This window comes from Psychrobacter sp. SHUES1 (assembly GCF_001652315.1).
GTDB lineage: Bacteria > Pseudomonadota > Gammaproteobacteria > Pseudomonadales > Moraxellaceae > Psychrobacter > Psychrobacter faecalis.
Genome location: NZ_LXWA01000019.1, coordinates 15601 through 42022 on the forward strand (window position 1 = coordinate 15601; position 26422 = coordinate 42022).

At 43.4% G+C, this 26422-nt stretch carries 22 protein-coding genes and 1 pseudogene; 6 read left to right on the plus strand and 17 right to left on the minus strand.

Annotated elements, in window-relative coordinates; translation table 11 throughout:
* Positions 1-78 precede the first annotated feature (78 nt).
* The 3 genes and pseudogenes from A7325_RS01085 to epmB form a co-directional block, all read right to left on the minus strand.
* A pseudogene (locus A7325_RS01085) lies at positions 79-1188 on the minus strand (EAL domain-containing protein).
* Positions 1170-2705: a hypothetical protein gene (locus tag A7325_RS01090; RefSeq protein ID WP_068403885.1), complete on the minus strand. Its 1536-nt coding sequence runs from the start codon at positions 2703-2705 to the stop codon at positions 1170-1172. The pseudogene A7325_RS01085 and the gene A7325_RS01090 overlap by 19 nt, the downstream one beginning before the upstream one ends.
* Before the next feature lie 294 nt (positions 2706-2999).
* Positions 3000-4007, minus strand: a complete 1008-nt coding sequence (epmB, locus tag A7325_RS01095; protein ID WP_068403886.1) for an EF-P beta-lysylation protein EpmB — start codon at positions 4005-4007, stop codon at positions 3000-3002.
* Between the two features lie 173 nt (positions 4008-4180).
* On the opposite strand from epmB, the gene efp reads away from it, so the two are divergent.
* Complete coding sequence (gene efp / locus A7325_RS01100) at positions 4181-4753, plus strand: elongation factor P (RefSeq protein WP_068403887.1); 573 nt, start codon at positions 4181-4183, stop codon at positions 4751-4753.
* A gap of 83 nt (positions 4754-4836) precedes the next feature.
* Here efp and A7325_RS01105 read toward each other — a convergent pair whose 3' ends face one another.
* The 10 genes from A7325_RS01105 to A7325_RS01150 form a co-directional block, all read right to left on the minus strand.
* Positions 4837-6651, minus strand: coding sequence for a GAF domain-containing hybrid sensor histidine kinase/response regulator (locus tag A7325_RS01105; RefSeq protein ID WP_227514912.1), 1815 nt, complete (start codon positions 6649-6651; stop codon positions 4837-4839).
* Positions 6652-6672: 21 nt separating this feature from the next.
* The gene (locus A7325_RS01110; protein WP_413771788.1) at positions 6673-7479 is read right to left on the minus strand and encodes a ThiF family adenylyltransferase; all 807 of its coding nucleotides are present in this window, start codon (positions 7477-7479) and stop codon (positions 6673-6675) included.
* A 166-nt stretch (positions 7480-7645) separates the two neighbouring features.
* Positions 7646-8632: a TatD family hydrolase gene (locus A7325_RS01115; RefSeq protein ID WP_068403891.1), complete on the minus strand. Its 987-nt coding sequence runs from the start codon at positions 8630-8632 to the stop codon at positions 7646-7648.
* Between the two features lie 51 nt (positions 8633-8683).
* The gene (locus tag A7325_RS01120) at positions 8684-8863 is read right to left on the minus strand and encodes a hypothetical protein (protein ID WP_068403893.1); all 180 of its coding nucleotides are present in this window, start codon (positions 8861-8863) and stop codon (positions 8684-8686) included.
* 322 nt (positions 8864-9185) lie between these two features.
* Complete coding sequence (gene gspD, locus A7325_RS01125; RefSeq protein WP_068403895.1) at positions 9186-11450, minus strand: type II secretion system secretin GspD; 2265 nt, start codon at positions 11448-11450, stop codon at positions 9186-9188.
* A 111-nt stretch (positions 11451-11561) separates the two neighbouring features.
* Positions 11562-12494 carry a type II secretion system protein N gene (locus tag A7325_RS01130; protein ID WP_068403897.1) on the minus strand — a complete coding sequence of 311 codons (933 nt, stop codon included), beginning with the start codon at positions 12492-12494 and terminating at the stop codon, positions 11562-11564.
* Positions 12495-13319, minus strand: coding sequence for a type II secretion system protein N (gspN, locus tag A7325_RS01135; RefSeq protein WP_068403900.1), 825 nt, complete (start codon positions 13317-13319; stop codon positions 12495-12497).
* Between the two features lie 210 nt (positions 13320-13529).
* Positions 13530-13853 (minus strand): H-NS family nucleoid-associated regulatory protein, encoded by a 324-nt coding sequence (locus A7325_RS01140; RefSeq protein WP_068403902.1) that lies wholly within the window; start codon positions 13851-13853, stop codon positions 13530-13532.
* 269 nt (positions 13854-14122) lie between these two features.
* On the minus strand, positions 14123-14779 hold the full coding sequence (gene ssb, locus A7325_RS01145; RefSeq protein WP_068403903.1) for a single-stranded DNA-binding protein: 657 nt from the start codon (positions 14777-14779) through the stop codon (positions 14123-14125).
* 108 nt (positions 14780-14887) lie between these two features.
* Positions 14888-16252: an MFS transporter gene (locus A7325_RS01150; protein ID WP_068403904.1), complete on the minus strand. Its 1365-nt coding sequence runs from the start codon at positions 16250-16252 to the stop codon at positions 14888-14890.
* Between the two features lie 826 nt (positions 16253-17078).
* Here A7325_RS01150 and uvrA point away from each other — a divergent pair.
* On the plus strand, positions 17079-19985 hold the full coding sequence (uvrA, locus tag A7325_RS01155; protein WP_068403906.1) for an excinuclease ABC subunit UvrA: 2907 nt from the start codon (positions 17079-17081) through the stop codon (positions 19983-19985).
* 116 nt (positions 19986-20101) lie between these two features.
* Here the strand turns inward: uvrA and A7325_RS01160 are convergent, their stop codons facing one another.
* Both A7325_RS01160 and A7325_RS01165 read right to left on the minus strand, forming a co-directional pair.
* Complete coding sequence (locus tag A7325_RS01160) at positions 20102-21454, minus strand: AbiH family protein (protein WP_068403907.1); 1353 nt, start codon at positions 21452-21454, stop codon at positions 20102-20104.
* A 226-nt stretch (positions 21455-21680) separates the two neighbouring features.
* Complete coding sequence (locus A7325_RS01165; RefSeq protein WP_068403909.1) at positions 21681-21962, minus strand: DUF503 domain-containing protein; 282 nt, start codon at positions 21960-21962, stop codon at positions 21681-21683.
* A gap of 163 nt (positions 21963-22125) precedes the next feature.
* Between A7325_RS01165 and A7325_RS01170 the strand changes: the two genes are divergently transcribed.
* From A7325_RS01170 to gorA, 3 genes are all read left to right on the plus strand, one after another.
* On the plus strand, positions 22126-22917 hold the full coding sequence (locus A7325_RS01170) for a threonine/serine ThrE exporter family protein (protein WP_068403911.1): 792 nt from the start codon (positions 22126-22128) through the stop codon (positions 22915-22917).
* A gap of 1 nt (position 22918) precedes the next feature.
* Positions 22919-23371 (plus strand): threonine/serine exporter family protein, encoded by a 453-nt coding sequence (locus A7325_RS01175; RefSeq protein WP_011280954.1) that lies wholly within the window; start codon positions 22919-22921, stop codon positions 23369-23371.
* A gap of 198 nt (positions 23372-23569) precedes the next feature.
* A complete protein-coding gene (gorA, locus tag A7325_RS01180; protein WP_068403913.1) occupies positions 23570-24925 on the plus strand; it encodes a glutathione-disulfide reductase in 1356 nt (451 codons plus the stop codon).
* A 117-nt stretch (positions 24926-25042) separates the two neighbouring features.
* Here the strand turns inward: gorA and A7325_RS01185 are convergent, their stop codons facing one another.
* Positions 25043-25411 carry a hypothetical protein gene (locus tag A7325_RS01185; protein WP_227514913.1) on the minus strand — a complete coding sequence of 123 codons (369 nt, stop codon included), beginning with the start codon at positions 25409-25411 and terminating at the stop codon, positions 25043-25045.
* Between the two features lie 107 nt (positions 25412-25518).
* On the opposite strand from A7325_RS01185, the gene A7325_RS01190 reads away from it, so the two are divergent.
* Positions 25519-25731: a hypothetical protein gene (locus tag A7325_RS01190; protein ID WP_068403915.1), complete on the plus strand. Its 213-nt coding sequence runs from the start codon at positions 25519-25521 to the stop codon at positions 25729-25731.
* Between the two features lie 35 nt (positions 25732-25766).
* On the opposite strand, the gene A7325_RS01195 is transcribed toward A7325_RS01190, so the two are convergent.
* Complete coding sequence (locus tag A7325_RS01195; protein WP_068403917.1) at positions 25767-26405, minus strand: GNAT family N-acetyltransferase; 639 nt, start codon at positions 26403-26405, stop codon at positions 25767-25769.
* Between the last annotated feature and the right edge of the window lie 17 nt (positions 26406-26422).

Below are 26422 nucleotides of genomic sequence, written 5' to 3' on the forward strand. Positions count from 1 at the left end.
CATAACGCTGCGTAGAAGTATATATCGTTGCTAACCGTTAAACAGGGCTAATGTAACATGAAGTTTATTTACCCAAATTTAGCTCTCGCTTGCCACTTTTATGGTATTACTAGGTGCTTCTAAATAATAACCCTGTAAGTAGCGTGCGCCTACGCTCCACGCGACTGACATGGTCGCCGCATCTTCAATATATGGCATCAAGACATCAACGCTAATTTCATTGGTACGCATGATGAGCGACTTAACCGTTTCTAAATTCTCTGGGTTATCAAGGCTATCGACATAATTTCGGGCTAAGCGCACCATATCAGGCTGCACAAAATTGGCCAGCTCAACCGATTTAGCAGACGAGCCAAAATTATTAATACCCAGCTGACAGTTTACTTAGTTAAGCGCCGTAAATTGAGATTTCGCCACGGTTAAATGGTCAGCAATGTCTTTTTCATTAAACTGCAAGGTTAGCGCGCCCGCTCTGCCGCCAACTGCATTGATGAGTTGACTAGCAACGCTCGGTAGTTTTTTATCTATCAACGACGCATTGGTCAGTTGTACCAGTAACCTTGCATCTGGATGGGATTTACGCACATCATTGATTTTTTTACAGGCATTAATCAGTATCCAGCGATCAATTTTTTCAAGGAGCTTGTGCGCTTTAGCCACCGCCATAAACTGGTCAGGGGTCAGTACGGTATTGTTTGCATCGGCTAATGGCAGGCGTAGATACACCTCAAAGAAATCACTGCGATCATGATTGATATCATATATGGGCTGGAAAGACAACTCAAAGCGATTATTAGCAATAGCATCGACTAAAGACTCAGCAAGGGCATGATCATCACTATTGGCATGTTCGCTAGCGTCATATAAATGGTATTTATCACCATGATTGGAGGTTTCAATCATAATTTGATTGATAGCATCCAGAGCCCGTTCGAGCAACACTTTTGGCTCAGGCGTATTTTTTTCTATTTTTACGATCGCAATACTTGCCGTCGTACTTGTCGTCCGTTTATCCACTTCAATTAGCATATCACTAATGGTCGAGCCAATTTTCTTAGCCAATTTCTCAAGCGCAGCGGTATTTTGATTTTCTACCAAGATAGTAAAAGCGGTATCGCTAAAGCGACTCACATGGCTGTTTCCCTCTATCTCATTTGTCATTAGCTCATCTATTGATGAGGGCGACATAATAAGAACAGACTCATAATACGCAGTGATGGCGGTTCAATAGAATCTAGCAGGTCATTATTAGCAATCCTTGCTATATCTTTTATCGCTTTAGGGTCATAGTCTTTTTCGAGGGTATCATTTGTCTCTCTGCTTTTTATTGATGCCTCAGGGCCAAAAAATGAATGAACGTTTTTGCACGCCATATGCTCAGCCGTTGCTACTGGCTCTTTTGGTTTGGGCAATAGTCGCAAGGTACGAAAAACGGACAAATCGTCGTTATTGACAGCGCCACCATTAAATCTACCGTCAAATGTCTCTACCGCTAACCCTTTATCGGTGGCATGTTTTTTTGGCAAGGTATCGTAGCGGGGTTGCTGATAATCTGGTAACGCTTTGGCGACAATCAAACTTGATAAGCTTTGCTGGTTACTGACGCGGCAATGAATGTCATTGAATCCTGTGATGACGTGAGCCTCTTGTTTGGCACTTTGCTTGATGGGTAGTGTCAAGCGAGGCTGGATATAGCGATAGCTTAATGTCATGGCAACCGTGTTAAGCAAGCAATATTCAGCGCCTTCTCGACCATCCTTGATAAGTTTGTCCTTACGCGATTTCAAATAAGCGACCAGCGGTGCTAACTCGATAAATACACAATCATGATGGGCATCATAAGGATTAATCGCACAATGGGCGGTCAAATACGTCGGTGCGCTGTCACTATTTAAATTGACGAACACCTTTGTCTCCGTCTGCAGCTCTACCGTTATAATAAGGTGTTCACTCCACTCTAAGAGCAAACGCTGTACCATCAAGATATTGGCTCGGCGCATGGCACGCACGTTTAACAAGCTATGCAAACATAACTGAGCATATAGCTGATGGATAGTATCCGCACAGTGGGTGGTGATATAAGCACTGACATCAATATCAACTGTCCGCTGTTGGCAAGCCATATAGTAGAGCTGATTGATGTTAGACCATAAAGACGCTGTAGGCTTTTGGTAGCAAAGCGCTTCTTCAAACAGCAACTTTTGATACATCAACAGCGTCTGATAGGTCGCAATGGCCAAGGTAATTGACGAAGATTTGTCATTGGTAAAATAGCGCTGCCACAGATGGGTAGATGGTGATGGTTGATTATCTGCTAAAAAAGCAGTCTCTCGCTTTATAACACCGTCGTAACCCATAATCATTAAATAGTACAGCGATTTCACATGTGCTACATAGTCCAGCTGATAAGCGTTAAAAGCCTGCGTTTCATAGATATAATGCTGGCGCAGCAGCGCAATCAGCTGATTGGCCGCATCCAATACAATATTAAATAGCGTTAGGCGCTGGCGATCCTCTATATTTGCCGTACGCAGCTCTGTGAGCACTTGTTCTAACTGCTCTATTTGCTGCATCTCTGCCTGCAGAGGCAACAGCGCCGCCCATTTGCGTAAATGCTGCTCATCGCTATTAAACGATTTAGGCAATGGTTGCGATAAGGGCGCATCCGCTGTTAAATACTGCTGAAATGTCGATAAATTTACCATTACTATCCTTAGTAATTGCGTAGATTACCAATAGAAGTCGACCGCTATCTCTAGAGTTTACTTTTATAGACGACGACACTTAAGCACAAACCACTCGGGCACAAACTATTTATGCACAAACTATTTAGGCATAGACTTCAAATTGACTGCTCAGTGACCGCTCTATGAGTTTGACTCAAATTGCTTTAACAGTGCCTATGTATGAAAATTTTTAAACTTATCACTAAAAACAACTGTAATAATCACTTAACCGTTATTTGTTTACTAAAATTTAGATGTATTATATTGCCTATTTTAAGATTCATTGTAAATATCAATCGGTACTTTAAAGGGTTTATTAGGCAGTTCGCGCACCAACTTTGGCACTAAATAACCAGGCAAAGCGGCGAGTAACGCCCAGTACAGCTGAATAGCTGCGCGCTCGTCACTATCAAAATGGGCAGCACCGTCTACTTTGTCCAAGACATGCAGATAATAAGGCAGAACGCCAGCGGCAAACAAGCGCTGACTCAATGCGGTTTGCACCGTCACGCTATCATTGATACCCTTTAACAGTACCGCTTGGTTTAATAAAGTGACGCCCGCCGCGCGCGTACGCTGCAAATACTCAGCGGTCAGCGCATCAATCTCATTGGCATGATTACAATGAATCACCATCACTATTTGGCAGCGACTTTGCGACAGTCTATCCAATAGCGCCTCATCTAAACGCGCTGGAATGACCAATGGCAAACGAGTATGCAGCCTGATGGTGGTCAGTTGCGGAATCGCTTCTAAGGTATCGAGCCAAGAAAATAAGCGTCTGTTGGTGACATTTAACGGGTCACCGCCGCTTAAAATCACCTCGTTAATCTCAGGATGGGCGCTAATATAATTGATAATATGCTCTTTGGCATCGGCGGTTGGCATATTGGCGCTATAGTCAAAATGCTGGCGAAAGCAGTAACGACAATGGACGGCACAAGCACCGGTAATGGTTAATAAGACTCTTGATTGGTATTTATGCAATAAACCCTTTACTGGATTGTGCGTATTTTCGCTTAAAGGGTCTGCCACATAACCGGTCACAGCGATTTGTTCTTTTTTATTGGGCAATACTTGTTTAAGCAGAGGGTCATCAACGTCACCGACCGTCATTTTTGCTACAAAACCGCGCGGTACACGCAGCACAAAATGTTCAGGTATATAAACCTCTGAGCGCAATGATTCAAGCTTTAACAGCTCAAGCAACTCATCAATAGAGGTTATCGCTTCCGATAATTGCGTTTGCCAGTTTTTTTGTGTGATTAAATGGTTTATCATGACAACCTTATACCTGTGCCCAAAAGCCGCTATTATACGCTCTTAGTACGTCCGCTATCAAAGCGTACGAATTATTCTACAACCTTGTGCATCATAGGCAGCTTTAGCACAGCAAGGCGCAAACCCCACATCCAATTATTGATGACAATACTTACAACCCTTAGGAGTCTTCCGTGGCAAGTTTTTCTACTAACGAATTTAAAGCTGGTCTCAAAGTCATGCTCGATGGCAATCCGTATGCCATTCTTGAAAATGAGTTTGTCAAACCGGGTAAGGGGCAAGCCTTTAACCGTGTCAAAATGCGCAACTTACGCAGTGGTCGCGTGCTCGAGCAGACGTTTAAATCAGGCGATAGCTTGGAAGCGGCGGATGTCATCGATACAGAAATGAACTATCTTTATAACGATGGTGAATTTTGGCACTTTATGCACCCTGAGAGTTTTGAGCAATTACAAGCCGACAAAACCGCGATTGGTGATGCACTAAAATGGCTAAAAGAAAACAGTAACGCGCTTTGCACCATCACCCTATTCAATGGTGTGCCATTATCGGTCACGCCGCCTAACTTTGTTGAACTGCAAATTACTGAAACCGATCCAGGTGTGCGCGGAGATACGTCAGGTGGTGGCGGCAAACCTGCAACCCTAGAGACAGGTGCTGTGGTACGTGTGCCGTTATTTGTCCAGCAAGGTGAAGTGGTTCGTGTTGACACCCGTACCGGCGATTACCAAACGCGCGTTAACTAAGCGTCTTTATCTCGTTTAAAAAAAGCTTAACCGCTATTAGGGGTTAAGCTTTTTTAATGTCAAATGCTTTTTAGATGAGGAAATTATTCTTCCATCGATTGCTTATACATCAGCCAGTATTGCACCAAAGCATTAAGCTGCTCTTGTTTAAAGGGTTTGGTGCAATAATCCTGCATACCGACATCAAGATATTTTTTACGCTCACCATCCATCGCATTGGCGGTCAAGGCGATGATAGGCGGCAATGCTTGCGGGTCATAAAGCTCATGCAGTTTAATCGTCGCTTGTACACCATCCATAATCGGCATGTGATGATCCATCAAAATGACATCATACTGCTCAGGATTTAACGCAAAAACCTCTATGGCTTGTTGTCCATCCGTGACGTGAGTGACCGTATGACCGCTATTGTTCAGTGCTTTTTTAGCAATCATGGCATTGACGCTATCATCTTCAACCAGCAATATATGACCAATAAGCTCATGACTTGGTTCTGTCATACCAAAGTCGTTTGAGTCTTGCCAGTTCTCGTAATGCGCTTCATCGATAGGAGCTAGCGGCAATAATACGGTGAAAGTCGTACCAATACCGACGGCACTATCTACTTCGATATAGCCGCCCATCAGCTCTACCAAAGATTTACAAACTGACAGACCTAGACCTGTTCCACCATAAAGGCGATGAGTCGATTTATTGGCTTGATCATAAGCATCAAATATCGCCTCTAGCGATTCTGGCTTGATACCGACACCGGTATCTGTAACCTCAATACAAAGCGTCATGTCTTGATGATTAACCGAACCACTATCATCAGTATTATAATGAGAAGCTTGCTCTACTTGTAGCTCATGACTGCATATAGACTTATGATTACCGTATTTATCCTCACAAGGGTTGTTTTCCATGTGTTTAACGTCAATGGACACCCGTCCACCTTCACGGGTGAATTTGATCGCGTTATTGACCAAATTTACCATAATTTGTTTGATGCGTACCGGATCACCTTTGATATAAGGCGATAATGCTTCGGTATAATGATAATCTAAGGTCAAACTGCGTTGACGAGCTTTGACCGCAAATAAACTCACCACTTCATTACAAAGGCTCGAGATGTTCATCGGTATTGAATCGATGGTCATTTTGCCCGACTCAACCTTTGACAAATCTAAAATACCGTTAATAATAGCCAGTAAGTGCTCGTTTGAAACTTTAATATTATCGACGTACTCTTGTTGTTCAGCGCTGAGTTTGGTTTCAGCGAGCATCTCAACCATACCAATGATGCCATTCATCGGCGTACGTATTTCGTGGCTCATGTTAGCCAGAAACTCTGACTTCATCTCATTAGCATGCTTGGCATGGCGCTGCTGGTCTTGAAGTTTCAAAGCATCGGCAGCCATCGCAGCAAACTGCGCCAATATATCTGCATCCTTTTCGGTAAAATCGTGGTGCGCTTGCCTATCCATCAAACATAAAGAACCCAAACGATAGGTCTTGCCATCTTCTTGCATAATAATCGGCGCGCCAGCATAAAAACGCAAATATGGCGCTTCTGTCACCAACGGGTTTTGACTAAAGCGACTGTCCTCTGTCAAATCTGGCAGTACCAAAACCTCATCCGACAGGACAGTATAATTACAAATAGCCACTTTGCGCGACGTTGTACAAATGCCATCGAGCCCAAGCAGCGATTTTAAATACTGGGTTTCCTCATCCATAAAGGTAATGGCTACGACTGGCATATTAAAAAACAATTTCGCAAGCTCGGTTAAACGCGCAAAAGCTGGTTCCTCATTATTGTTGAGTACCTGATATTTTCTGAGCTTACTAATACGCTCAGCGTCTTCCGCAGCGACAGGATAACGATAACCGATTTCTGACGAGTTAGATGTAGACAAAATGGACTCCGTTAATTCAGGTCAGACGCTTGGCTTAACCGCCGCCTGTTTGAGCAGTAATTGTAATGCTTCGCTAACCATCAGCATCGCGACCACTGAGGTGACGACGACCGCCGAACCATAGCCACCGCAGTGTAAACCGCCTGTTCGACAGCTTTTATCAACACGTGGCGGCTCTGTCGAATAGACACATTTGATGCCAAATTTTTCTTTTAGCGCACTATTGATGCCTTTTTCGTGGCGCAGTTTATTACGTAGCTTTGCCAACAGCGGATCTTGATAACTGTCACGTAAGTCGCTTATACGAATCTGGCTTGGGTCTATCTTACCACCTGCTCCGCCTGCACACACCAATTTTAGTTTGTTAAAACGGCAATGCAGGGCAATAGCAAGCTTGGCATTCATATCATCGACACAGTCTAAAATAACAATCGGATTTTTTTGTATAGCCATTTTTGCTTGCTCGCGCGTGGGCAATAATGCTGCGACATTTTCAGGTGTTAAAAAATCATCTATCAGATTTATTTTAACTTTCGGATTAATCTCACGGATACGTGTGGCCATTGCCGCGATTTTACTTTGCCCAAAAGTACTGTCTAATGCGGGCAGCTGACGATTGACATTTGACGCCACCAATATATCCAAGTCAATCAACGTAATCGTACCAACGGCGGTGCGCGCCAGCGCCTCTGCCGCCCAAGAACCCACTCCGCCAACGCCAATAACGTAAACATGCGCTGCGGCAAAAGTATCGACAGCAGAGGCACCGTAAAGGGTTTGCGTGCCTTTAAAACGGCGTTCATACTGCGCTGACGATTCATCAATCACATCGACGCTATTAGCAGCAAGTTGTTGCTCGCTGCGCGCAGTGACCTCTTTATTAACTAAAGTATCTGTTTGATTTATAGTTTGCTGCAATTGTGTCTCTTCGGTCATAACAAATTAAAGCTCGATTAAAAGGTTGTTTATTATTAATAAGTATTTTGGACTACTTTTAAGCTGGATAACACCAATCGGTACGTAAAGCACTGCAACTGTTGTGCCACAATTGCTCAGCAAGCGTCTCAGTTGGCACCGCAAGTAATTCACTTAAACTGCCTAATACATAAGGTAAGTTGGCTGGGACATTTCTATTATGAGCGGGCGCATCGCCCCATTCATCATCTGGGCTTTGCCCAAGCGCTGACTGACTACCGATTGAGTCTTGGCACATTATCGGCGTCATATCTGGGCAATCTGTCTCGATGACCAAACATTCAATACCATAAGTATCGACCGCTGCTTGAATCGCACGGCGCAGCTTTTTGGCATTTGGATTGGTCACCTGACCGGTCACCCCAAGTTTAAAGCCCAGTTTTACAAAGGCTTTTGCTTCTTGTTCACCGCCACTAAAACTATGGGCAACGCCGCCAAGCTCATGAGCATCATAGTCATGCGCCTTTAACAACGCCAATGCTTCAGCATGCGCTTTACGGATATGTAGCATCACAGGTAACTGCTGGCTCACCGCCATATCCAATTGGGCTTTAAAAAAACGCGCTTGCTTGGCGACCATATCAGGCTGTTTCATCTCATCCGTAAAGGTATCAAAGCCGATTTCACCGATGGCCAAAGGACGTTTGTCATTTAACATCTGCGCCATGTTTTCTAAATGCTCATCCGTATGACTATCGATATAAAAAGGATGCAAGCCTAGGGCAATATGCGCATGCAGAGAGATTTCTTTTTGCTCAAATGTCTGTCCTGCAATAGCGTGCACCTGTTTATTAATAAATTCTTTAGTTGCGTATAAACGGTCAAAATGCCGTTGTAAATACCCTACCAATACCAAATGGCGCACGCCTCGCTGATACGCTTTTTGTATTTGCTCCTCTCTGTCGACATCAAACACGGGAGCGTCAAAATGGGTATGGGTATCAATGAGAGGAAAAATTGTAGGCAATTTCTCATTAGCGTTAAATGAGGCGTAAATCGCAGTCATCAATAGCCTCCAAATTTAATGGTTTTCATTATTTTTCTTAAATATAGACGTTTATTTTAAATTAGAGACTTTATTAGCTGCTTTTTCGTCAGGCACTTTATCATCGTTATTATGATTTGATAATTGGCTATCGGCCTTTTTACTACTACGCCGCGGAATCAGTAATAAAGCCATGGTAACCGCACTTAAGGCTAACCATTTCTTTTTCTTTTCATTATCAAGATTGCTCATTAGTGGCGCCTATAGGTTCTAGCTACTTTTAAGATTCTAGCTATTTTTACTATTAACTTAAAAATCACTAACTTAACCCAGTCTACTTAAAGGACAGTTATTTAAATAATTATCTTAAAAAATTGCTTATAAAAGCAATATGTTATTAGATTCACTCTAATTATACGCTCCTCTAAAACGTACTGTGTTTATCTGTGTTATGAATACGCAAGCTAATGTACGGCAGCGCTATCATGCCGTACATTTACTGATGAGATGGGCTGTATTCTAATCAAGAAGTTAGCGCCTGCGTTATCCATTCGCAAGCGCTCTATATTAGAATTTAGCGTTTTAAAGGATACGTGGTGATGCCACTACTACTTGGCGTATCTACTTTGGTAAACCCTTGTGAAGTGGTTTTTGGCGTTTGGTCACGCTTAGGTACCAGTGGATTGAGTGGCATCAATTCATAGTCTGCGCTGACATTGCCATTCCAGCCTTCTGTACCGCTAAGTGGCAGCTGTTTAATAGTGCCGTTTTTGTCGATAACCAACTGTAGGACGCGCATCTGATTGTATTTGCGCTCAGTCACACTAGCGACAGCGCCGCCGTCACGTAAGATGGTCGGCTGCAAAAATATAATTAAGTTACTCTTTTGCGTGCTGTCATTATCAGAACGGAACAGCCGTCCGATGACGGGTACACTGCCCAAACCGGGAACTTTTTGTTGGCGGGTAGTGGTGTTATCGCGCATTAAACCACCCAAGGCAATGGTTTGCTGATCGTCGGCTAGGATGGTGGTATTAATCAAGCTTTTATTGGTAATCAGGCCACTGGCATTGGCGGCACTGCCAGGTACTACCGACGAAACCTCTTGCGAAACCTCTAGACGTACGGTGCCATTGTCGCCGATATGAGGTATAACATTTAGATTAATACCAATATCTTGACGATCAATGGTCTGGAATGGATTGGTTGATGAGTCACTGCCTGTGGTATAAGAGCCGGTGACAAAAGGCACGTTTTGACCGACCAAAATACTGGCCTTTTCATTATCCAAGGTTAGAATTGATGGCATCGACAGCAGATTGGCGCTGGTCGACGAATCAAGCGCTTGTAAGATTGCACCATAAAACTGAGTATTACCTTGGCTGTCTTTTTTACTATCACCGATGCCAATTAACGCCCCAGCAATAGAACCTGCTGCTGCACTAATATTTGCGCCACCTGATAACGCGGCGGCGGCAAGCGAGACGGCACTCGCGCCGACGTTATTAAAGTTGACCACGCCATAGCCACTATTGGCATTACCCAGCGCCCATTGTACGCCAAGTTGGGTAGCGTCATCGCCTGAAACCTCAACAATCGCCGCTTGAATCAAAACCTGGGCACGGCGGCTATCGAGCTGAGCGACGGCATCCTCAATCTCAAACATCAGCTCGGGCGCGGCATTGACGATAACAGCATTTTGCGTTTCATCCGCGATAATGCTAAAAGGTCGCCCGCCGATACCATTACCTGTGCCACCTGTACTTGCAGTAGATAACGCTGCTCCCGTAGCGCCAGTATTAGTATTCGTAGCACTGTTGGTAAGCGCATTAGTATTATTGTTAAGGGCCGAGCCTGTACTACTGGCGCCGTTTAGCGAAGCTGACTCTAAAGTTGAAGCCGCACCAGCGCTATTAATAGACTGACTGGCAAGCAAGCCGCGCAGCATCTCTGCAATGTGACCGGCACTAGCATATTTTAAGCGAAAGACGCGCAGACCACTTAAACGTCTCGAAGGCGTAGTGTCTAATTGATTGACCATTTCTTGAACTTTGGCAATCATCTCCGGACTGCCTTTGACGAGCAGCCTATCACTAGAGGTGTCAGCGATGACTTTTAGCTGATTACTGCCACCTTGTGCTTGCCCGCTACCTGCGCTTGCCACCAAGGCGCTAATCAACTCCATCATACGCTCAGCGTCGACATGACGCAGCGGTATGACTTGCAAACTGTCATTGACGTTGCTGTCTAAATCGCGGATAAGTGACGTGAGCTGATTAAGACTATCAGCACGGTCAGACAATACTAGCGCATTAACGCCCGGTACCGCTGCTGCATGGGCGGACTGCGGCATCAAGGGCCGAATGACACCAAGCACTTCTGCCGCTTGGGTATTGGTCAAATAAATCACCCGTGTCGCTAAGGCTTCACCGACACTGTCCCCGCGTAAGTCCACCGCCACGCCAGATTGTTTGGCGACGTTATCTGGTACCAGCTTAATGGTCGTACCCGAATCGATAGCGGCAATACCATTGACCTGCATGACACTTAAAAACAGCTGAAAAATCTCGTCACGCGATAGCGCTTTATTAGAGATGACGGTGACGTTACCGTTGATACGCGGATCAAGGACAAAGTTTTGATTGGTAATGGTCGCCACTTCATTAATAAATGCTTTGATATCGGCATCTTGCAGATTAACTTTCCAGCTTTCTGCACTAACAAGCCCTGTACTCGCTGCCCATAGCGGAACGGCTAAACATAGCGGCCGACACAAACGCATCAAACGCTGCAAGATATGGTACAAAGGCGTGACCGAAAAATTTTGAGAACTGACCATATTGATAATTACCTACAGTGATGACGCGGATATACTGATTTTCGTGCTTACTGAATAAAACTTTTGCTAAATATAATATGAACCAAATGTATTAACCGATGAACTTTTTAACTAAAACTGCTGGCGAATGGTGATAACTTGATCGCCGCGCTGTACTTCTATTTGCGCTTCGCCAGATTGTTTGACTTGCTGCAGTATACTGGCATCTTGGCCGGGATTGCTGCCAACGCTTTGACCATTAACAGTTAGTACCTTATCGCCCGGCTCTAGCCCTAAACGGTTACGCAGTTTGGCTGGCATGGCGGCGGTGACCTGATAGCTTTCTCCAGATGCCATCACTCCCATCCGACTTAAATAACTGGCTGGGTTTGACTGTAATTCGGTAACGGCTTCATCAATTGGCGACTGCGGCGCGCTTTGATCGGTTGCCTGACCATTTTCTTGGCCATTTTGCTCAGTTTCAGGATTGCCTTGCTCGGACATTGGCGCATTAGACAGGTTTGGCAACATACTATTATCGGGCAAACGCTGATTGCCCACCGCACCCGCCAGCATGGCACTTTGATCAAGCGGCATGGCTTCTGGCATTCTGATGACGACTTCTTTATCGTAAGCATCGGCGATAATGACTTCATTCCAATCGACGGCGACCAGCGTATAGTCACTGTCTTTTAAAGTGTCACCGATACGGTAATTTTTTACTTCGCCATTGACGTCCAGCATCGCCGAAGACAGACTCTCTGGTATGGCGATAAGTACACCTTTTAACAAAACATTGGGCGGCGGTTGTACGGGCGCAGCGGTAGGATCAGGGTCCGCAAAAATGGCAAATAAACCACTATGATCTGTACTGGTGTTCGCTGTACTCTGTAAAGGAGCAAGCGGTAAGGTAGGCGCTAATGGCGCAGCTAGCAGCAACCAGAGTAAACGCGCAGCACTCCAGCATAGCCAAATAATCGCTAATAGCAATAGTGCTGCTGCAAAGCGATTGAGGGTATTAATAACAGGTTTTAAACGGCTAGATACATCGGCAACATTCATCATCTAGCGCGCCCCTAAGCCACTAAGCAATGGCTGGCGCACACTGACCACAGGCGTGTCTTGCGGAGCTTGCCCTTTATATTCTGGCATATTTTCTAGTAAACGCTGGGTTAAGCTCACATCTAGCATATTATCGCCATCGATATACAAATCGCCCAAGCGCTTATCTTGATTGTTGATAAGATTGACATGCAGCAGATTTTTATTATTTTTTTGCTCGGCACTGAGCTCAGCTCGCAGCGCAGGCATGGTGAGATAAAAAACCTTACCACCGCTAGGATAACCGACTTCGCCACCAACCCACGTTAACTGACCACTGGCCTCACTAAAACCGGCGGCGTTTCTATCTGAATTGCCTGCTTCAGAATTTTTAGCAGATTGACGTTTTAATGAAACGTTATTGACCTGAATGGGGGTATTAGGCAGCTGCCAATCGACCACATTTGATAAAGTTTCAGGGGCAATCTTACCGCTCATGTTTTGAATTTGCCATGAGCTGGTGCCTACTTTCACCTGACCATTTAAGCGGGTCTGCTCTGAGCTGATATCGACCTCTGCGCCTAATTTGCCTAATAGTAGATGCCATGGCTGCCACGACCACTCAGCAGCACCGGTAAGCGGTGTTGCTGACACAGGTAGCTGCCAAATCGCTGAGCCCTGCCATAAGTTGCCAGACACATGTTGTACATACGGCGTATCAGGGGCATATTTTTCAAGCAGCCACGCGGCAGGCATTTGCAACACGGCAAATAGCGCAAATAATATAAAGCCAAGTAGCCACCAGAGCTTGCGGGGACGCTTGTGAGACGACGTGGAAACGTGAGGCACGGTTAGCTAACTCTTATAGAAGACAAAAACGTCATTATCATAGCAAACAATGGCGTACAGATGACAGAAAAAAAAGCCAGTATCTTTGCACCAAAATAGTGGCGATAAAGAGACTGGCTTTTATCTAGCAACTTATTTTATAAAACCATCATAATTAATAATACATGAAAGCAGAATAGAATAAGCCTTTAACCAAGAGTTTTTAAATGGCTAAATGGCAAAATCTTCAAGCTTGCGACCTGACGCTAGTGCATCTACCAACCAAGTTGGTTTGCGTCCGCGCCCAGTCCAAGTTTCTTCATTATTATCAGTATTGCGATATTTAATACTGCGTTTTTTCTCAAGCTTCTCGCCCGCTTGTAGAATTTCTTCGATGCTGGCATCGCTTTCTTCAGCGATTTTTTCAAACTGCATATAGGCGTCATATAAACGCTGATGCTGTTTTTCTTCAATCAATTGCTGCGCATTTTCAGTAATCGCGCGTAGCTCATCAACGTTTAAACTATTTAAATCTATGACGTTATTTTTGTTCATCGTAAACTCTACTTTTATATTAAGGTTATAACCGAGTTGGATTTTTACTAAAAACTTATGCGTAATAAAAATCGTAAGTAGCAGTAATATAAACAAAAATATAAACCGCTACAAGTATTGATTGATATTTAATAATAAATGCCAGCAAGCAAATAATTATTTCCAAGAAAATAAACTTTTATATTAAATAGAATTTATCATATAAAAAAAAGAGCCTCTAAAGGTAGGCTCTTTTCTCTGATTCATTCAACATTATTAGATTACGTATCTTAAAAAGGAATATCATCATCTACCGGACCGTCAGGCATTGCCGTCGGTTTTGACTGTGCAGGCGATTGAGCAGGTTTATTAAATTGGTTCTGCTGTGCAGGTGCATTTTGATTATTAAAGCTGTTTTGGTTGCTACCCTGAGCGCCGCCTTGGTTATAACCGCCTTGTTGGTTATTTCCCTGTTGACCATAGTTATTTTGGCCACCTTGGTTTTGGTTCTGACCAGCAAAACCGCCGCCCTGATTGCCATAGCCGCCTTGGTTCTGATATTGATTCGAGCCTTGAGCGCCACTAAAGCCGCCGCCATCATTACTACCGCCAGTCGCACCATCGAGCATTTGCATTTGCTCAGCACGAATCTCGGTAATATAACGGTCTTGGCCGTTAGGATCTTGGTATTTACGCGTACGCAAGCTACCTTCGATATAAACCTTACTGCCTTTACGCAAATATTGCGCTGCGATTTCGCCTAGACGGTTGAACAATGAAATGCGATGCCATTCTGTCGCTTCTCTTTTTTCACCGCTTTGCTTGTCAGTCCACTGCTCTGAGGTGGCAACCGAAATGTTGGTCACGCTACCGCCATTACTGAACTGGCGAGCCTCAGGGTCTGCTCCAAGGTTACCAATGATGATAACTTTATTAACTCCGCGCATAATATCGTCCTTTTACTTATAAATAATTTGTTTGCCAGCTTTAATCGAGTATTTAATATAGAGTATGAATACTAGCAGTAATATGACTTCACTTTAACCATTTTTCTGTTAAATATCTAGGGGGCTTTGCGCTAAATGCGACAGCTCTTGTCGTGCAGAATCTGTTAATTGCGTTTTATCCAATTTTAAATAAGCGACCTGCTCTTTTGCCATCACGACCAACTCATCAACGCCATCTACCGCCAGCATTTGCCGTGACCAATCTTGGATATTGATATCTTTGGGAATGGTCACCGTGGTGCTTGATAAATACGGTGGATCAGCAATCGGAATAATCAGCAGCAATGCCGCGCCCATAATAACGGCCAATATACCCCATGCCAACAGATTTGGCTGGGTTAATAATAAGCCGCCCATCGCCCCGCCAACAAAAGCACCAAAGAACTGACTCGATGAGTTTAGCCCCATCGCCGTTGCTTTATTTGCAACGGGCGCACGCTTCGATATCCATGAGGGAATGGTCGCTTCGAGTAAATTAAAGCCCATAAAGTACAGCAACAAGCCTAGAATAACACCAACCCCGACCTGACTACCAAGTGCTAATAATGCCAGAGCCGCGGTCATTAAGGCAATCGCTGCCAAGAATACTTGGCGCATTTTGCGTTTTTTTTCGGCAATAATAATAAAGGGTATCGCTACGGCAAAACCAATAAATAATAACGGTAAATAAACCAAACCCTGCTGACGTACCGATAAACCAAGTACTTCACTGAGCTGATGCGGTAAGATAACAAAGATAGCCGTCATGGTTAAATGCAGAGCAAAAATACCGATATGCAAACGGTTTAAATCGCCAATCTTTAGCACATCTGCCAATTGCTGACCAATCGACTTGTTATCGAGATTGTGCTTAAGCACCCGTAGCGGCGTCGGTACGAACAATAATAGCAACATCGCTAAAACAGCGAAACCAGCGGTGAGCCAGAACAGCCCTGAGATACCTAGGGAGCCGACCAATAAAGGCCCAAAAGCAAAGGCCAGCATAATAGAAGTGGCAATGGTCAAACCCATGGTCGCCATCGCTTTGGTGCGCATCTCTTCACGCGTCACATCAGCAAGTAGTGCCATCAATACCGCCGATACCGCGCCACTGCCTGCCAGCGCCCGCCCGATAATGACTTCGTAGATATCAGTGGCATTGGCAGCGATGATACCGCCAATAGCAAATAATATCAGACCCAAAAAGATAATCGGCTTACGCGGAAACTTATCCGCGGCAAGGCTCATCGGTATCTGAAAAATCGCTTGCCCGAGCCCATAAATACCGACCGCCAAACCAATCAGAAACGGCGTTGCGTGCGCATAATTATCACCATACACCGAAAACACGGGCACAATCATAAACAGGCCAATCATCCGCAAAGCGAAGATACCACCGACCCCGAGAATTGCCCGTTTTTCTACGCTATTCATACTTGCCTCACTGGTTCATCATTGCTGGTTTATCACTGCGGCTTGCTGGTATTATCACGCCTTTATCAAGACGTTAGCCTACAAATCAAGCCCACTAGTATAAGTCATTCGCCGTTTGCTTGCCGAAACTTTTATCTTACTGCTGCAGCCGCACGGTTGGCTTCTACTTGCGCTTTTTATAGAGGCGATAATTTTGTTACCAAGTGCATTTAATGGCGCATTACACCTTGAATAATGCCGCTGCCATGACAATAAAGTAAGACGTTGACAAGATACTTGCCTTGACTGTACGGCAGCTTTTAGACTGATTTTAATGATACAGATTTATAGCAAGTATAATGGCTTTTAAAGCAGCCAAGCTTTTAAGAAATACGATATTTAAAATAATAAAATCTAAAGTGGCATGATATAAACAAGTAATACTTAAAAAAGCCGTGCTTACAACTAACAATATTCAAAACCGACATTTTCTCGAAAACTATGCTGAAAAAACTGAAAAACAAAGCTTAATTCAATCTATAACAAAGCACTTATGTTAGTTAACAAACATTTCATTTAGATTGTTTTAATGATTTCAAGGTTAAGACTTAAGTTAGGTTTGAACGTTACGCTTATATAAACCTACATCACTGACGCTTTATGAAAAAATTAGCGTATGAAAATCTATTTTATAACTGTTGTTTTATTAAGAAAATTTCGTGATAACGGCAGATTTTTATAAAGCCATAGCAACTTAACAACCAAATATGCTTTTAACAGCCCATTCATTAACTATATTTAACGTTTAGATTTTATATACCATTAGCAAATAGGAAACCTATCAACGATGGCACATGACCATATTGCAATACGCGGCGCACGTACGCACAATCTAAAAAATATCGACTTAGACATTCCACGCGATAAATTCGTGGTAATCACTGGCTTATCAGGCTCTGGCAAATCGTCACTGGCGTTTGATACGCTTTATGCCGAAGGGCAACGTCGTTACGTTGAAAGCCTATCGGCTTATGCGCGTCAGTTCCTTTCACAAATGGAAAAGCCAGAAGTTGATAGTATCGAAGGCTTGTCGCCAGCGATTGCTATTGAGCAAAAATCGACCAACCATAACCCGCGCTCGACCGTTGGGACGATTACCGAGATTTATGATTACTTGCGTCTGCTTTATGCGCGTATCGGGACGCCTTATTGCCCTGAGCATGGCGAGCCAATGGTTGCACAGTCGGTGACTGAAATGGTCGATCAAGTCATGGCATTGCCAGAAGATACCAAGCTTATGATACTGGCGCCGGTGATTCGTGAGCGTAAAGGCGAGCATACAGTGCTACTTGAGCAGTTAATTGGGCAAGGCTTTGTCCGCGTTCGCGTCGACGGTGATGTTTATGATACCGATGAGCTACCGACGCTCGATAAAAAGAAAAAGCATACGATTGAAGTGGTGGTTGACCGCTTTAAAGTCCGTGATGACTTGGGTAACCGTGTTGCTGAAAGTTTAGAGACCGCCCTACGCTTAGGTCAAGGTCTAGTCACGCTGCACTTTATGGATGGCAATCCAAAAGAAGGCGGTGACGAAAATCAAGTCATGTCAGCCAAGCATTCTTGCCCTGTTTGTGATCGCGCAGTTTCTGAGCTTGAGCCGCGGATGTTTAGTTTTAATAACCCTTATGGTGCTTGCCCAAGTTGTGACGGTCTCGGTAAACGTCAGTATTTCTCTGCAGAAAAGCTGATTACTCATCATGAAAAATCGCTCAATCAAGGGGCGATTAATGGCTGGGATAAGCGGCACGCCTATTACTTTGGTTTGCTATCGACCGTTTGTCATCATTTTAAAATCGACATGGATACGCCATGGCAAGACCTGCCAAAAGCGCAGCAAGATATCATCATGCATGGCTCGGGTAAAGAGAAACTGACCTTTAATTTTACTGATGAGCGCGGACGTAAAACCAATAAAACTGTGCCGTTTGAAGGCGTGCTACCGTATTTAGAGCGTCGTTATGCCAAAACCCAAAGCAACCTAGTACGTGACGAGTTGGCGAAATATTTAGCCGACACCACCTGTAACGTCTGTGATGGCGCGCGTCTCAATGAAATATCACGCAATGTGCGCGTAGACGATCAAACCATTGCCCAAATCGTTAAGCTGTCTATCGGTGATGCTGCTGACTATTATAAAACGCTCAAGATTGGCGGTCATAAAGGTGAAGTTGCCGAAAAAATCTTTAAAGAAATTAATGAACGTCTTAACTTCCTTGTCAGTGTCGGGCTTGATTATCTTACCCTTGCCCGCTCTGCTGAAACGCTATCAGGCGGTGAAGCGCAGCGTATTCGTCTTGCCAGCCAAATCGGTGCGGGGCTGATGGGCGTCATGTATGTCCTCGATGAGCCATCAATCGGCCTGCATCAACGCGATAATGATCGCTTGCTTAAAACCCTCACGCGTTTACGCGATTTGGGCAATACGGTACTGGTCGTCGAGCACGATGAAGATGCCATTCGCCAAGCCGATCACGTGATTGATATCGGTGTCGGCGCGGGCGTTCATGGCGGTCATATCATTGCCCAAGGGTCGGTCGATGACATTATGGCAACCAAAGGCTCGCTCACAGGGCAGTATATGTCTGGTGAGAAACGAATCGAGATTCCAAGTATTCGTCATAAAGCCAAAACCATCGAAGTTGAAGCAAAAGGTAAAGCCAAGCCCAAACAAGTACCGATGTCGATTGAGCTAAAAGGCGCAACAGGCAACAACTTAAAAAATGTCGATTTGAGCTTGCCGATTGGCATTATGACTTGTATCACAGGGGTTTCTGGTTCTGGTAAATCGACCTTGATTAACCGCACCTTAATGCCTATCGCTGCCACCCAGTTAAACAATGCTTCAACGCTTATCGCTGATAAGCATGACAGTATCAGCGGTCTTGAGCATTTGGATAAAATGGTTGATATCGATCAAAGCCCGATTGGCCGTACGCCGCGCTCAAACCCTGCAACCTATACCGGTGTATTTACGCCAGTGCGTGAGATGTTTGCCCAAACCCAAGAAGCGCGCGCGCGTGGTTATAAAGCCGGACGCTTTAGCTTTAACGTCAAAGGCGGTCGCTGTGAGATGTGTCAAGGCGATGGCCTTATCAAAGTTGAGATGCATTTCTTACCTGATATGTATGTGCCCTGCGATACCTGCCATGGTAAACGCTATAACCGCGAGACGCTAGAGATTCACTATAAAGGTAAAAACATCGCCGATGTGCTCGATATGACAGTTGAAGATGCGACTGAATTCTTCTCAGCGATTCCAGCGATTCATCGTCGCCTGCAAGCGCTGATGGACGTTGGTCTTAGCTATATTCGTTTGGGTCAATCAGCGCCAACGCTATCAGGCGGTGAAGCGCAACGCGTCAAACTGGCGCGTGAGCTTGCCAAACGTGATACCGGACAGACGCTATATATCTTGGATGAGCCAACCACTGGTCTGCACTTCCATGATATCGATAAGCTGCTGCATATCCTCCATACCTTGCGCGATAAAGGCAATACCATCGTGGTCATCGAGCACAATCTTGACGTTATCAAAACGGCGGATTGGGTGATTGACCTTGGCCCTGAAGGCGGTAAAGGTGGTGGACTGATCATCGCGGAAGGTACGCCTGAAGAAGTGGCAGAAGTGAAAGGCTCATATACTGGTGAGTTCTTGAAGCCAATGCTTAAGCAAGGTATGAAAGCAGTGAGTTAATAGAAAATCAGTTAATTATTGATGAAAGGCTACTCTTTAGGGAGTGGCCTTTTTTTGTAGTAACTTCCACTTTTAAAAGAAAAATCTTATATTTAAACTAAGCTTATAAACAGATTCTAAATATCTGAAAAAATTGATTTATCATTTTCCTGGCCAAAGAATTTTTGTGGTTTTTTCTCACTTTTTTTACTCAGTTTATCTTTATAGTCTTTATCTGTATTTAGTCGATAAATATCAGGGCTTTCTACGAACTCCAACCAACCTTCCTTCATCCACTTTTCTATTATATCTCTACCCATTATAGAAATTAAATTAGCAAGCTGTGCATGAGGAGAACCGAAATAATAGACAATTACATTAATAGAAGGTTTCGAACCTTGGTTGAACCCAAATATTTCCTCGATATAATCACTATCAGAAGAGTCTAGAGAATGTCCCCAAAGATATATTTCAATTATCTCGTTTTCACCTCTGACACCATCTTCAATTTTTTCTTTCTCTAAATCAGTTATATCAGGATTACCTCTTAGAAATTGATAATCTGTACTATTAACCAGTTTTTGATAATACTTTACAAACCCATAGACTTTTTCTTCTACTAGAATTTTATTTTCTAAAGCAGATATACCTAAGACTATTGTATTTTTATACCCAGTCTTTCCATGTAAAAACTGGGTATTGGCATGATTATAGAGCCGTTCTACAGTAGAAGAATAATTAAAACTATAAATAGTACACTCATCTTTGGATAAGACTTTAGGTAAAGCTAATTTCTTTCTAGGTTTGAAAGTGTTGATGTACTCGATATATATAGAAAATATCTCAATAAAATCGTTCCAATGCTTAGTTAGATTTAAAAATATTTTATTCGTATCTAAATAAACAGCTTGATTATGATAATACTTAACGAATTCTCTGTTTAAGGTAAGCCTTTCTCTAACAAACTGTTTCTCCTCTATAATATTAAACTGCCATAATATTTTGGAAATAGCAGGATATTTTCTAAACATTTTTTCTCTAATTAATTTTGACTCTATACTTGCTTCTTTTCTGTCTTCTGTTACACGGAAGTACTGAGGTTCTCCTTCTATCTCATCTAATAAGTTACATACTGAATTAAGAGTATCTTTAACCTCATTCTCAAAGTCTATCCATGTATCTATGCCGCTATCAATTTGACTTTTAAAAAACCGAAACCAGTGATTACCTGTCAACTTTTCTTTCAAACTATCTACTTGCTCTGCTGTTATTTCCAGATCTTCTGTCTTATATAGCACTTTACATTTAGTTAGAATAAAGTCTTCATTATCTAAAAGATCTTTATATAGGTAATCAAATGATAATGAGGTATCTGATGGGGCTTCTTCTACCATTTTCATAGTATGAATAAAATGTTCATACTTCGTTGGTAAAAAATGAGCTAGATCAAAGCCATTACCAATTATCAATATTCTTTCTCTAACAGTCATTAACGTTCTCTTTATTAGCTTAAAATAGCCATTTGTCTACTTTTTTAGCAAATAGCAGTCTAAATTATATATATTTTAGCCTATATACTGGGGATGGCTTACAACAAAATATCAATTAATCTTCAATTTTAAATAGTTACATCAAAATGCAGTTTAGCCACGATTTTAGCAGATATCCTTGAAACTCTATAGAGTTGCGAAATTAGATCCTTATAGTCCATTCAACCTAAATAAACTCTCTCTCAACATTCATCACCCTTGCATCTACTGTACGTTCTAGCTTCTCCTCAATTTGACTGCATTGCGACTCAACCTCACGTTTAGACAGCCCGACAATTACGAACGTCCATTCGCTGGCGTCATGTTGATCCCGCTCACCGCTTTCACATACCGCGACGCTTGGCGTATTGCCAAAACGTGCATGCAAGCCGCCCATCCGTTGGCGTTTTTCTTTTAACGAGCTACAGCCGGGTAGCGCAAAAGTCAGCGTTAAGATAGCGATATGCATTTTATTCTCCTTGCGACAGTGGTTTACGCTTTATAATAGTAGCAAATAAGCACGGCAAGTTATGCTATCGTTACCTTGTTGTCTCGATAGACTATAACCGCTCACACTGTTTATAGTTATACCATTCACAAATATCACAATAGCCAATATGCGTATCTAATCAATGACCTCTATCAGCTACGTACAGCAACAGCACATTACTCGATTATGCGTGCGCTGCGGATTACTGCTTATGCAATATGGCGCTGAGTCTGCCGTGGTGGTGGACTTATCCAAACGCTTAGGGCTTGCCTTGGGGATGAACAGCGTAGAATGTTCGCTGAATTTTAATGCCATTACCTTGACCACTATCTGTGATGAGCGCTGTATCACCACCACCAGAGACACGATCAATCAAAGCATTAATGTCAATTTACTGGTACAAATCCAGCAAATTATCAATAAAACTGAAGCCACTGTCGATGATAATGAGTTGACTCAACGCACTACCCTTGCCTTTGATGAGTTAGATAATAAGTCGGTGTATCCAACATGGTTGGTGGGCATATTTGTTGGGGCGTCTTGTGCTGCGTTTGCTTATCTAAACGGTGGCAGTTGGTCGATTACCGCCGTGACCTTTATCGCGGGTATGGTAGCTATGTTCACTCGCATTTATCTGGCCAAGCACCATTTCAATCCCTTTATCACCGTTATCGTGACGGCTTTTATCGCCTCTTTAATTGGGGCAACGACCTATTATTTTGATATTGGTAATAATGCCGATATTGCGGTTGCCTCTAGCGTGCTGTTACTGGTACCAAGCTTTCCTTTGATCAATTCTTTCTCAGATATCCTAAAAGGCTATGTCAATATTGGCGTTGGCCGTGCCGTTTTTACCTATATGTTGACCTTGTCCGCTTGCGTTGGTATCGTCATGGCGCTGGTTTTACTTAGAATACAGCACTGGGGGTTTTAAGATGTGGTTCATTAAAACCGTAGTGTTGTCGTGCATTATTACCCTTGGTTGGACGCTGATGTTTAGCGTGCCCAAACGCTATATTCTGCCGTGTTTGCTGATGACCGCGTTTGGATTTGGGTTAAAAACCGCGCTTGTTTATCAGCACATCCATCTGGTGGTGGCTAGCTTCTTTGGGGCGATGCTTGCCAGCTTTTTGGGTGTCTACTTTTCTAAAAAATATACGCTACCGCCCAAAGCGTTAATTTCACCGAGCGTCATCTGTATGATGCCAGGTATCGCTGCTTATAAGGCGATGGTCAGTATGGTGCAAATTGGTTATTTTGGTTTTTCCGACGAATTATTTAGCCAAATGATGGTGTATTTATTTGAGGCCTTGTTTGTAACCTCGGGATTGGTGCTAGGCTTATCCATTCCCGGACTGTTATTTTATAGGCGGCGTGCTATAGTTTAGATGGGCTTAGATATCAAGCTATTTATGCCTAAATACTTTTATATTCTGATACTAGCTGGCATATCCTTATAATAAAAACCTTGTAAGATTAATAATGATACCCATTACAATAGAGTTCAAAATAACAGAATTAAAAAATAATAGACTGCAAAATTGCACCAATACGCATTAATACGTACTGAATAAAGAGACTTAACCATGACAAAACATTATGACTATATTTCCATTGGCGGCGGTAGCGGTGGCATTGCCTCGATCAATCGAGCAGCGAGCTATGGCAAAAAATGCGCCATTATCGAAGCCAACCAATTAGGCGGCACCTGCGTCAACTTGGGCTGCGTACCCAAAAAGGTCATGTGGTACGGCGCGCAAGTGGCCGAAGCCATCGAAAAATATGCACCCGATTATGGTTTTGACGTCGAGGTCAAAGGTTTTGACTTTCAAAAACTGGTCCATAGCCGCCAACAATATATCGAAAACATTCACCGCTCTTATGATAATAATCTGGCGAAAAATGGTGTTGAAGTGATAAAAGGCTTTGCTACATTTGTCGATACCAATACCGTCGAAGTCAATGGCGAGCTGATTACCGCCGACCATATCTTAATCGCGACAGGCGGTCATCCGATTCTCCCCGACATCAAAGGCGCAGAATACGGCATCGATTCTGATGGATTTTTTGCGTTAAATGAAATGCCAAAACGGGTTGCTATCGTTGGCGCTGGCTATATCGCTGTCGAAATCGCTGGCGTGCTCAATAGCCTCGGTGCTGAGGTGCACCAGTATGTGCGTCAACATTCGCCGCTACGCTCATTTGACCATACTATCGTTGAAACCTTGCTGATAGAGATGGAGCAAGACGGTATTCAGTTGCATACTAATACCACACTCACTGAGATTCATAAAAATGAAGATGGTAGCCTGACCTTATGTACCGCAGATGGTAGCCTTGATACGGTAGATTGTTTGATTTGGGCGATTGGACGTGCGCCCTCAACCGACAATATCAACTTGCAAGTGACCGGCGTTGAGACCACTGAATTTGGCAAAATCAAAGTTGATAAATTTCAAAACACCAATGTCAAAGGTATTTATGCGGTCGGCGATATCATCGAAAACAGCATTGATTTGACGCCAGTGGCTATCGCTGCCGGTCGCAGGCTTTCAGAGCGCTTATTTAATGATAAAACCAATGAGCATCTCAGTTATGACTTGATACCGACAGTGATTTTTACCCACCCCGCTATCGGCACCATCGGCTTGTCTGAGATTGATGCCGTTGAGCAGCATGGCAAAGAAAATATCAAATGCTATAAATCGACCTTTACCTCTATGTATAGTGCGGTCACGCAGCACCGTCAAAAGTGCGTGATGAAACTGGTGTGTTTAGGTGAAGAAGAAAAGGTCATTGGCTTACACGGCATTGGCTACGGCGTCGATGAGATGATTCAGGGCTTTGCGGTAGCGATAAAAATGGGCGCGACGAAAGCTGACTTTGATAATACGGTCGCTATTCATCCAACGGGCTCAGAAGAATTTGTGACCATGCGCTAGTTTTTATGGACCAGATAATATAAGTAAAAGGCTACCTTTAATAAGGTAGCCTTTTTTATTACTAGCCATTAAGGCATTTTGCGTTTTTCATATAAATATCTTCATTTATCAAAGCGGTTACTTATCCAGCGTCCATTCTCCATTGACTTGATAAACGTTAAATATGGTTTTATTAGTTCTGCTATTTCCCGCAATCTTTTGGGTGATATCAGCGGTACAGCTAAAAGTACGGTTACCCTTGACGCGGTTACAGTCTATATTCTCGACGCGTTCAAACGTTGGCATCATGCGCTCCATTAGACTGCTTATATCTTGTGCCATTTTGTCATTGCCAGCGTTCGCCTTGGCAGCCTGCATTATCTTGATACCTTCTTTATATTGTGCTGCAATCAAGCGCGCAACCGTACTGTCGGGAGGTGCTTTAGAGTAGGTGACAAAAAATAGTATATATAGGAGGAGTAACGTCAATTTTTTAAACTTTCCCACTTTGACCTCCTGTTATGCTGATAACGTTTTTCAAACGTAAGAGGCAGATAATGCAGACAGCACAATCATGATACTGCTATGATGCGTTTAATAATCACCGTTGCGAGATGCTTGTGTGGCAGATGTATTTTTCTATATTACCGATTGGTCTTGGCATCATGACCTTGGTCGCCAGCCTAATCGGCCTGTTTGCTTATTTGATGTCCAATGATAATGCCACGCGCCTGCTCGGTTTTAACTGGTTTAAGCGTTTAATTATCGTGGCATTTCTCCTATTAAGTGTCGGATTGTTTATGACCTTTGGCAGTTTTTGGGGTTAATGGCCATTAGTTTAAGAAAACTGATTGATTGATAATTAGCTTACAAGTTTTTCTAATTCTAACAACTCTAAATCTTGGCGTTTAGGTTCGCCATTATTGCCATCGATGGGAAACGGCATGCTATTGCCATTTAACTGATAACCGCGGCGCTGATAATATGCCAAGAGCTCTGGTCGATGACTTAAAATAGACATCGTTAAACGCGCGGGATTTTGTACAGACGCTTGGATATTTGCTTGTAAATGCCGCTGCGCAAATGTCTCAGCTGCCTGCAGTATCTGATGACCGACGCCATGCCCTTGTAGCTCAGGCAAGACGGCAAACATACCGATATACGCTTTTTGATTACCAGCACGCTGATTTGTAGTAACTTCGTCTTTTATATCGACCGCGATACAGCCTAATAGCTCACCTGTTTCTTTTCCGTCACGCTCACCTGTCGTGGTTTTTGGATAAATAAAAACGTAATGCTTGGGGTCATTAATGACAGCCAATAGCTCGTCCTTGGTGGTGCGAATACCGCCGACCAAATCTGCTTCATTGGTCCAGCCTGCCGCTTGCCGATAACAGCGATTGAGCAATTGCTCGAGCGCGTCGATATCACTTACTTCAGCTTGACGTAAAAATACGGTTGTTTTGTTTAAGGCTTCTTTAGTAATGTGGTCTTTATTCATAGCATCGGTTTTCCTTT